Origin of the sequence: Pseudoalteromonas sp. bablab_jr011 (genome assembly GCF_016464045.1) — a bacterium.
GTDB classification, from domain to species: Bacteria; Pseudomonadota; Gammaproteobacteria; order Enterobacterales; family Alteromonadaceae; genus Pseudoalteromonas; species Pseudoalteromonas lipolytica.
Genome location: NZ_JACDWU010000154.1, coordinates 1 through 6,916 on the forward strand (window position 1 = coordinate 1; position 6,916 = coordinate 6,916).

Sequence of the window (6,916 nt, forward strand, 5' to 3'; positions counted from 1 at the left end):
AAGCAGTACATTGAAAATCAAAACACACCGCCAAGTGAAAGAGCCGTAAAAACTTCACGCGCTTTAAGTCAGAAAAAAGACTAGTTACCTCTTGCTTGACTCGCCCTTGAAAGGGTGAGATTGCGCAAGCCTAATGTTCAAGGACTATGAAAATAAATTTAATTCGGGCCTGCTATCTGTAGTCATAGCAACTGGTGTAAGTAATATGAGTTATGCTGAGGAAGTTCCGCGCAGTCAACAAGTAATTACCTCCCTTCCTGTACTCACTAGTCAGAATGCTCCAGCTCCTGCCGAAATCAAAAACATCCGCATGGAGTCTGAATTAATGGCTCGAGCATCAGCTCCGCCGCTATCTTCAATGTGGGTATATGCTGTTGGTTCAACTGATTGTGGGTGGGAGTCCACTGTTGGTATGACAACAACTGCATGTGATCATGGGGGAGAGCAGCTGCGTACTGCTGTTTTAGAAATTGGTTATGGTTATAATCATATTGCTTGGATGAACGGTGGGTTACTTCCGAGTTCCACAATGTACTCAAGTACGCCTGTTTGTGTGACTGGTAGTAACTACACATGGCCTTGTACCGCTGGGCAAACTGTCGTGGGTTTCCTCAATGAATACAATGTCGATGGTCATCAAAACGGATTATTCAAATACCAAAATACTTCGACTAATTCGCCATGGAATACTATGTCAGTCCAGATCAGTATTCTTTGATTTATTAATGATGTAGGCCAGACATTCTGGCCTTTTTATATTTCTAAATACGAATGTTAACACCAGTACTTTTGTCTTGCATGATAGACATAGCTGATTCTAACATCTTCAAAGTAGTCTCGTCATTGCGTGACAGTGCGCCTTGGATGCCATCACGCGTTTTTTGAATGAAGTTATATCGTGTTTCATCACTGTGTGCACCTGCCAGTTCGCCTCCATTTACGGGTATTTTCATAGTCATAGCCATGAAAGGCCTGCCGTCATCGAGAGACATTTCTCCATTGCGGATTTGAGTGTTGGCCCAGTCCCGCATTTCTTGCCGGGTCATACTAGTGAAATCCGCCTGTTTTGTGCTGCTGTCAGTCTTATCATTGTCTGTTTGTGCTGCTGTTAATGCAGCCGAAAATGACGTTGAGGCCTCTGTTGAAGGCTTGGTACGCTGGTTCCCATTAAAATAATGTACGTTTGCATCAACTCGCATAGGTTCTTTTCCTTAGTATGATCGTATGAGTGATATTAACTGCAAAACCTGCGCCATAATTATACACTTATAGTCTTTTGAAAACGCCTTTAAAAAGTTTATTTAAATTAAGTTGTTGAAGGTAATTCATCGTAAAGTGAAAAGCTTAATACAGAGGTGTTGGACGGCAAAGGCTTTCCGGTAACTGGAATATTTACTAATAGGCTTGGCTCATAGGCCTTAAATTATTCAGGATAAAGCCTAATAAAAGAAGGTTTTGAAATAAGCAATATTAAAGTGAAATATTGGGATCGAGATTGATACAAAGATGAGGGATATAGAAATCAATATCCATTTCAATTTTTTGATTTCTTTTAAGTGATTTGCATTTTTAAGCGATTCATTTAGCCGCTGAATATTTAGTTCAACTTCGTGTACAGTCTCCTGAGAGACGAGCGCTAAATCTTTAATACTATCAACAGAGCTTTTTAAGTTTTTCTCTGTTGCTAGTATATGAGTATCAACGCTCTTAATTTCCAGTGATTTCTTCACATATTCAGATAAAGAAATACCTTCCTTTTGCGCCTCACTACTTAAAGACTCTTTTAATTTATCGTCAATTCGGATGCTTAGAATAGCCATTCTAAAATACCTCTGATGTATACGGGTGTAAACAAAGCGTATACGCCTATTTTTAAAGGCGCAACAGGTTATTTTAGATGAAAACTGTGTATGACAAAATGAGATAATAGGCACGCTGTCGAATGTATACAAATGAATCGCCCCGAGTTCATCGGAGACCAGTTTGTTTAAGTCAGGCCACTTTACCTGACTCGTTTAAATTATCATAGTAGTCTGTTTCATATTGAGCTGGTGAAATATACCCAATTGAAGATAATAAGCGTTGATTATTAAACCAATTGACCCACTCTAACGTTGCGTATTCAACAGCATCAACATTCTTCCACGGGCCATTTCTGCGAATAATCTCTGTTTTAAATAATCCATTTATTGTTTCAGCCAATGCATTGTCATAAGAGTCACCCACACTGCCTACAGACGCTTGAATTCCAGCTTCAGCAAGTCGCTCAGTGTATCGTATAGACAAATATTGGCTGCCTCTGTCGCTGTGGTGAATTAACCCTTCGGGGTTGCCACGATGCCAAATAGCTTGCTCTAACGCATCAAGAATAAGCTCTGTGTGCATTGTCGTTGATACACGCCAACCTACAATGTATCGTGAAAAAACATCTATCACGAAAGCGACATAAACAAACCCACTCCATGTGGCAAGTAGAGTAAGAGGCGGGGCGTAGTCGTGCTATCTCCCAACCTCTCCTCTCCGAACCGGACGTGCACCTTTCAGCGCATCCGGCTCTCCACTTAATTGTGGCTAACAGCCATTGCAACATCTTGATATCTTGAGGTGACAGTATTTCTGACCTCGTCCTCGTTCCGGCAATACGGGTTCGATTCTGGTAATCGCCATCTAAAAGGTCGTTTAGGGCTACTCACTAATCGAAATAGTGATTGACCGCATAAGTTGCCTTTGTTGCTCCTACCGAAATAGACCCATGTTTTCGCTTTGCCGGGTTCTGGTCGTCTGATCAACTTCATCATTAGCTTCTTGATGCTGGTTTTAAACTTAGCTGCGAACCAGTAAGCCAGTTTCCAGAATACCGCTCTGTCTATCTTACTATAAACCTTAGCCGTGAAATCGGTATGACGGTAAAACTGTGACCAGCCTTTAAGTTTCTGGTTAAGTTTTTCTATCTTATCGATTGGACTACAGCTATAGTCACCAGATAGTTCTTTGTTGAGCGAACAAGTAAACGCTCTCGCTTTATCTTTCGGGATAGTGCTGACCACACGCATGTTGCCTTTTGGGCCTCGTTTGCGGATCACTCTATGTCCCAAGAAGACAAAGCCGTCATTGACATGAGTAACTTGGGTCTTCTCCATGTTCAACGTAAGCTTGAGTTTGCTTTCCAGAAAGTCTCGGCATTGCTCTCGGATCACCTGCGCCTGTTGTTTGGTGCCTTTGACGATAACAACAAAGTCATCGGCATAACGACAGTATGCGACGCCAGGCTTCCATTGTCGCTCCTCCTCAAGGGCAGGCTTGCGACCGATCTTGATACTGTGGTTCCAGTACCAGCGATCTTTACGTGCCTTTTTGCTAAGGTAGCATTGGTTCAGGTACTGATCGAACTCATTAAGCATGATGTTTGACAGCAGTGGTGAGATCACGCCACCTTGCGGTACGCCTTGGTTAGTGGCACAGAACAGGTTCTTTTCAACATGACCGGCCTTGATAAAGAGCCAGAGCAGCTGATTGAACCGTTTACAGGCAATCCGTTTACGGACGCACTTCATCAATAATCGATGATGAACTGTATCAAAATAGCTCGACATATCGCCTTCAATCACCCAGCGTCCTTTCTCCTGACTGGAATCAGTCAACTGAAGTTTTACTGTCCGGAACGCGTGATGCACACTGCGTTCAGGTCTGAAGCCATAGGATAACGAGTGAAAGTCATTTTCCCAGATTGGCTCCATAGCCATTAGCATGGCGCGTTGCACTATGCGATCTTTCAGGGTAGGAATACCTAAAGGGCGTTGTTTGCCGTTTGTTTTGGGAATATAAATTCGCCTTGCCGGAAGTGGTTGATAAGAGCCATCTCTCAGTGCTTGGCTGAGTATGGCGAGCTCTTCATCTAACCCTTCTTTTAGATGGAATTTAGTGTTCCCGTCTACGCCCGGTGTTTTCGCTCCTCTGGCTGCAAGGGTGATTTCGGCTGCGTGTTTCAGCCATCGAGGATGACTAATTAAGCGCAGTAGTCGATTGACTCGTCGCGATTTATCCGCTTGAGTCCATGTTGCCAATTTACGTTGCATTTCACTGATTATCAAAGGTCTTCACCTCGTTAAGGTCAGCTAATTTGCCGACGTAAATCAATTAAGCTGCGCCCCTTCGCCATGTAATGGGCTTTCCCCATCCCGGACTACTACGAGCGCTCCGCCAGCCTATTTGTCATCGGGGTCATGCTCCCTTAGCATGCAAATAGACCTTCCCCGGTTTACCGGCCTGAACTCAAACATATTGGGGGGGATGCCGATCGCAGTCTTTAACCTTATCGTGCTGTAAGGTGATGACGCTTAAACGCAGACTTGTGATTTGGCGTTTATCCACTGGCAAGCACTTACATTTTGCTGACCAGTTCGGTTATTGCGCAGCTACTTATTGCACAATATCAGCGTCATACCGCCTGTTAACTCGTGTAGACGGTGGCGACGTTTCAGCCCACAGATGCGGATTAATCGGTTCATGTTCTTCATCCGTCCAATACTTAGTCTAGAGAAGCATCTTGGCTTAACGAATTCGCCTCACTTCCCGTTGTCAGCGAGTTACATTACCTTACCAGCATACGGTAAGTCACTGCCGCTCAGACTCATACTTCTGCACAACCAGAAGTAGCCATAACTTATTGGCTCCTGCCAATATTGTCATGGATTACAGACAGGTTCGTGGTTCAATTTAAACATCCTTGTTAGCCCTGAACTCCGGGCACACCATAGGTGATGTCAGCTACCCAAAGTTGATTTGGCTGCTCAGCAGTAAATTGACGATTAACTAAATCAAGTGGCTTATCTTGTTGCTCGTCAGGTATCGTTGTCTTATGTGCTTTACCCCGACGAACACCTTGAATTCCCATAACTCGCATCAATCGTTCGACTGTACAGCGGGCGACTTGATGGTCGTCAAGCTGTAGCTGCTTCCATATTTTTCTTGCACCATAAACTGACATATTATCCTCCCACACTTCGCGAATGAGTATTATCAGCTCAGCATCACGCTTTTTGCGGTTAGACAGTCGCTCAGGCTCTCTTTGTATCTGTTTATGAGAATAATACGTTGATGGTGCAATCGGCAATTCCTTGCAAATTGACTCGACACCGTAATGCTCTCTGCAAGCATCAATAAAATCCACTATTACTTCTGTTTGCGGTCGAGCTCCGCTTGGGCGAAAAAAGCGGCAGCTTGCCTCAGGATATCATTCGTTCGCTTGAGCTCTTTATTCTCGCGCTCTAAGACGGCAAGGCGTTCTTCAGTTGATTGCGTATTAGAAGAGGGTTTAGACGGTTGAGCTTGAGATTTCTTGACCCATGCTCTAAGTGTTTCTGGGGTACATCCCAGTTTATCTGAAATCGATACTAGCGCAGCCCAAAGAGAAGGGTATTCATGCTGTTGTGTGGTAACAAGCCTAATTGCACGTTCACGAAATTCTGATGTATAGCGATTTGATTTTTTCATAGTTCCAGTTTCTCAAGTTATTGAGTCTCTGGCAAACACGGGGCGATTCAAATTTGAGGTTCTTTGATTTTATAGTCTGATATTGTCACTAGGTTAGATAATTTGCTTTGGATATCAGCAAAGAATTTATGTTCAAACACCTTTTCTTTGAGTCTTTTTTTCAATGATGATTGTTTTGTTTCGATGCCATTAAACAGAAATACTTCGTCATAAATCCTAATAGTATTCTCGTTAGCAATTAACTCTGGGCCTTCAGTTAACTCAAAAGTAGCCGTTGCATTGAGGGTGCTTAGCTCTTGCTTTAAGTTTAGCTCTTTAAGTTTTGCCCTTACATTTGGCAATAATTTATTGCCGCTTATAACATTCGTGTTGAGGTTTACTTTTGCTTGTTCCACAGCTTTTTTTTGAAGTAGATGCTCGATTACTTGTGCGTCGTACTCAGTGGTGTTACTTAGCGTTAAATTGACACTAACTTTTTCTGCACCATAAGCACTCCCGAGTGCATGGAATACAATCGATAGAAAAACCCCATTTGCTAGCGCTTTCAATGAATTCATTAAAACAATCTCCAATAGCTAAAACTATATTAATCATTTCATGAATTTCATTTCGCGCAGATGTTAAAAACAAAACTAAATATCAATTTTTTACAATAGGTTATGAAAAAATCTCATTGTATTTTTTATATTCTTACAAACCTGCATTCAATAATTTATACTTTTAACTTTGAAGGAGGATTTATGAAATTTGTATTTTTACTAGTCATTTTAGTATTGAGCCATAGTGCTCATGCAGCTGATACTGTGAGAGTTATCAAGTTTAAAACTATCGGCCTCACAGTAAATGAATACAACATTGTAGATTTGATACATAAAGAAGCAGCTGAAAAGCTCGGCGCTTATTTCATTATTAGCAATTCACAAGCAGGTGTATCAAGCTATAGCGAGAAGGCCCGCATTTTACGTCCGATATCGGTAAGTATTGTTGACTATAAAATCGAAGATAGTGAAATAATAGCGACCATACGCTATGAACATGCAGCTTTAGAGGTTGTAACGGAGAACTATAAGTTATACATGAGGAACAAGAAAGATATCGGAGAATTGGAAAACGATAAGATAATTGAATTTTGCCAAAAATTCTCATCAAACTCTTTAGAAATCGAGAACATTCTCTCTAACTCAGAACTTAACGATTCAACAGCCCCTTCAAAGGATGATGAGCTCCTAACACTATCAAAAGAGTCTGACTCTATAAGTCAGTTATTAATAAATGAATGTAATTTATCTAAACTCACCGAGAAAACCCCGTGATCAGAACAAAGTGATGTCGCGGGGATGAATAGGTGTCACCCCTGCTCTTGGATATATTTTCGTATAGTCTCTGCGCTTGCATTCCCTACAGAACACACAAAGTACCCATC

The 6,916-nt window shown here is 42.0% G+C and carries 9 protein-coding genes, 1 pseudogene and 1 other annotated feature; of the genes and pseudogenes, 2 read left to right on the top strand and 8 right to left on the bottom strand.

Annotated features, from left to right (window positions below; all coding sequences use genetic code 11):
• Positions 1-325 precede the first annotated feature (325 nt).
• Positions 326-718: a YolA family protein gene (locus tag JIG41_RS07420; protein ID WP_199524511.1), complete on the top strand. Its 393-nt coding sequence runs from the start codon at positions 326-328 to the stop codon at positions 716-718.
• A gap of 43 nt (positions 719-761) precedes the next feature.
• Here the strand turns inward: JIG41_RS07420 and JIG41_RS07425 are convergent, their stop codons facing one another.
• The 7 genes and pseudogenes from JIG41_RS07425 to JIG41_RS07455 form a co-directional block, all read right to left on the bottom strand.
• On the bottom strand, positions 762-1,199 hold the full coding sequence (locus JIG41_RS07425) for a hypothetical protein (protein ID WP_013463093.1): 438 nt from the start codon (positions 1,197-1,199) through the stop codon (positions 762-764).
• A 240-nt stretch (positions 1,200-1,439) separates the two neighbouring features.
• On the bottom strand, positions 1,440-1,820 hold the full coding sequence (locus tag JIG41_RS07430) for a hypothetical protein (RefSeq protein ID WP_024606317.1): 381 nt from the start codon (positions 1,818-1,820) through the stop codon (positions 1,440-1,442).
• 172 nt (positions 1,821-1,992) lie between these two features.
• A pseudogene (locus tag JIG41_RS07435) lies at positions 1,993-2,478 on the bottom strand (IS3 family transposase); the annotation flags it as partial.
• Positions 2,479-2,561: 83 nt separating this feature from the next.
• Positions 2,562-4,091 carry a group II intron reverse transcriptase/maturase gene (gene ltrA / locus JIG41_RS07440; RefSeq protein WP_063528682.1) on the bottom strand — a complete coding sequence of 510 codons (1,530 nt, stop codon included), beginning with the start codon at positions 4,089-4,091 and terminating at the stop codon, positions 2,562-2,564.
• A 638-nt stretch (positions 4,092-4,729) separates the two neighbouring features.
• Positions 4,730-5,170 carry an IS3 family transposase gene (locus tag JIG41_RS22810; protein WP_082423037.1) on the bottom strand — a complete coding sequence of 147 codons (441 nt, stop codon included), beginning with the start codon at positions 5,168-5,170 and terminating at the stop codon, positions 4,730-4,732.
• Positions 5,099-5,215, bottom strand: a sequence feature (AL1L pseudoknot). (Overlaps the previous gene by 72 nt.)
• Positions 5,173-5,493 (bottom strand): transposase, encoded by a 321-nt coding sequence (locus tag JIG41_RS07450; RefSeq protein WP_008130909.1) that lies wholly within the window; start codon positions 5,491-5,493, stop codon positions 5,173-5,175. Its footprint overlaps the feature before it by 43 nt.
• 47 nt (positions 5,494-5,540) lie before the next feature.
• The gene (locus JIG41_RS07455; protein WP_199524512.1) at positions 5,541-6,041 is read right to left on the bottom strand and encodes a hypothetical protein; all 501 of its coding nucleotides are present in this window, start codon (positions 6,039-6,041) and stop codon (positions 5,541-5,543) included.
• A gap of 192 nt (positions 6,042-6,233) precedes the next feature.
• Here JIG41_RS07455 and JIG41_RS07460 point away from each other — a divergent pair, with 192 nt between their 5' ends.
• The gene (locus JIG41_RS07460) at positions 6,234-6,806 is read left to right on the top strand and encodes a hypothetical protein (RefSeq protein ID WP_055022518.1); all 573 of its coding nucleotides are present in this window, start codon (positions 6,234-6,236) and stop codon (positions 6,804-6,806) included.
• Between the two features lie 35 nt (positions 6,807-6,841).
• On the opposite strand, the gene JIG41_RS23270 is transcribed toward JIG41_RS07460, so the two are convergent.
• Positions 6,842-6,916: transposase (locus JIG41_RS23270; protein ID WP_199524514.1), on the bottom strand; the 75-nt coding region annotated here is incomplete at its 5' end.

Coding starts and splice junctions, on each gene's coding strand:
- JIG41_RS07420 (WP_199524511.1), top strand. CDS start 326: ATGGCTCGAGCATCAGCTCCGCCGCTATCTTCAATGTGGGTATATGCT.
- JIG41_RS07425 (WP_013463093.1), bottom strand. CDS start 1,199: ATGCGAGTTGATGCAAACGTACATTATTTTAATGGGAACCAGCGTACC.
- JIG41_RS07430 (WP_024606317.1), bottom strand. CDS start 1,820: ATGGCTATTCTAAGCATCCGAATTGACGATAAATTAAAAGAGTCTTTA.
- JIG41_RS07450 (WP_008130909.1), bottom strand. CDS start 5,493: ATGAAAAAATCAAATCGCTATACATCAGAATTTCGTGAACGTGCAATT.
- JIG41_RS07460 (WP_055022518.1), top strand. CDS start 6,234: ATGAAATTTGTATTTTTACTAGTCATTTTAGTATTGAGCCATAGTGCT.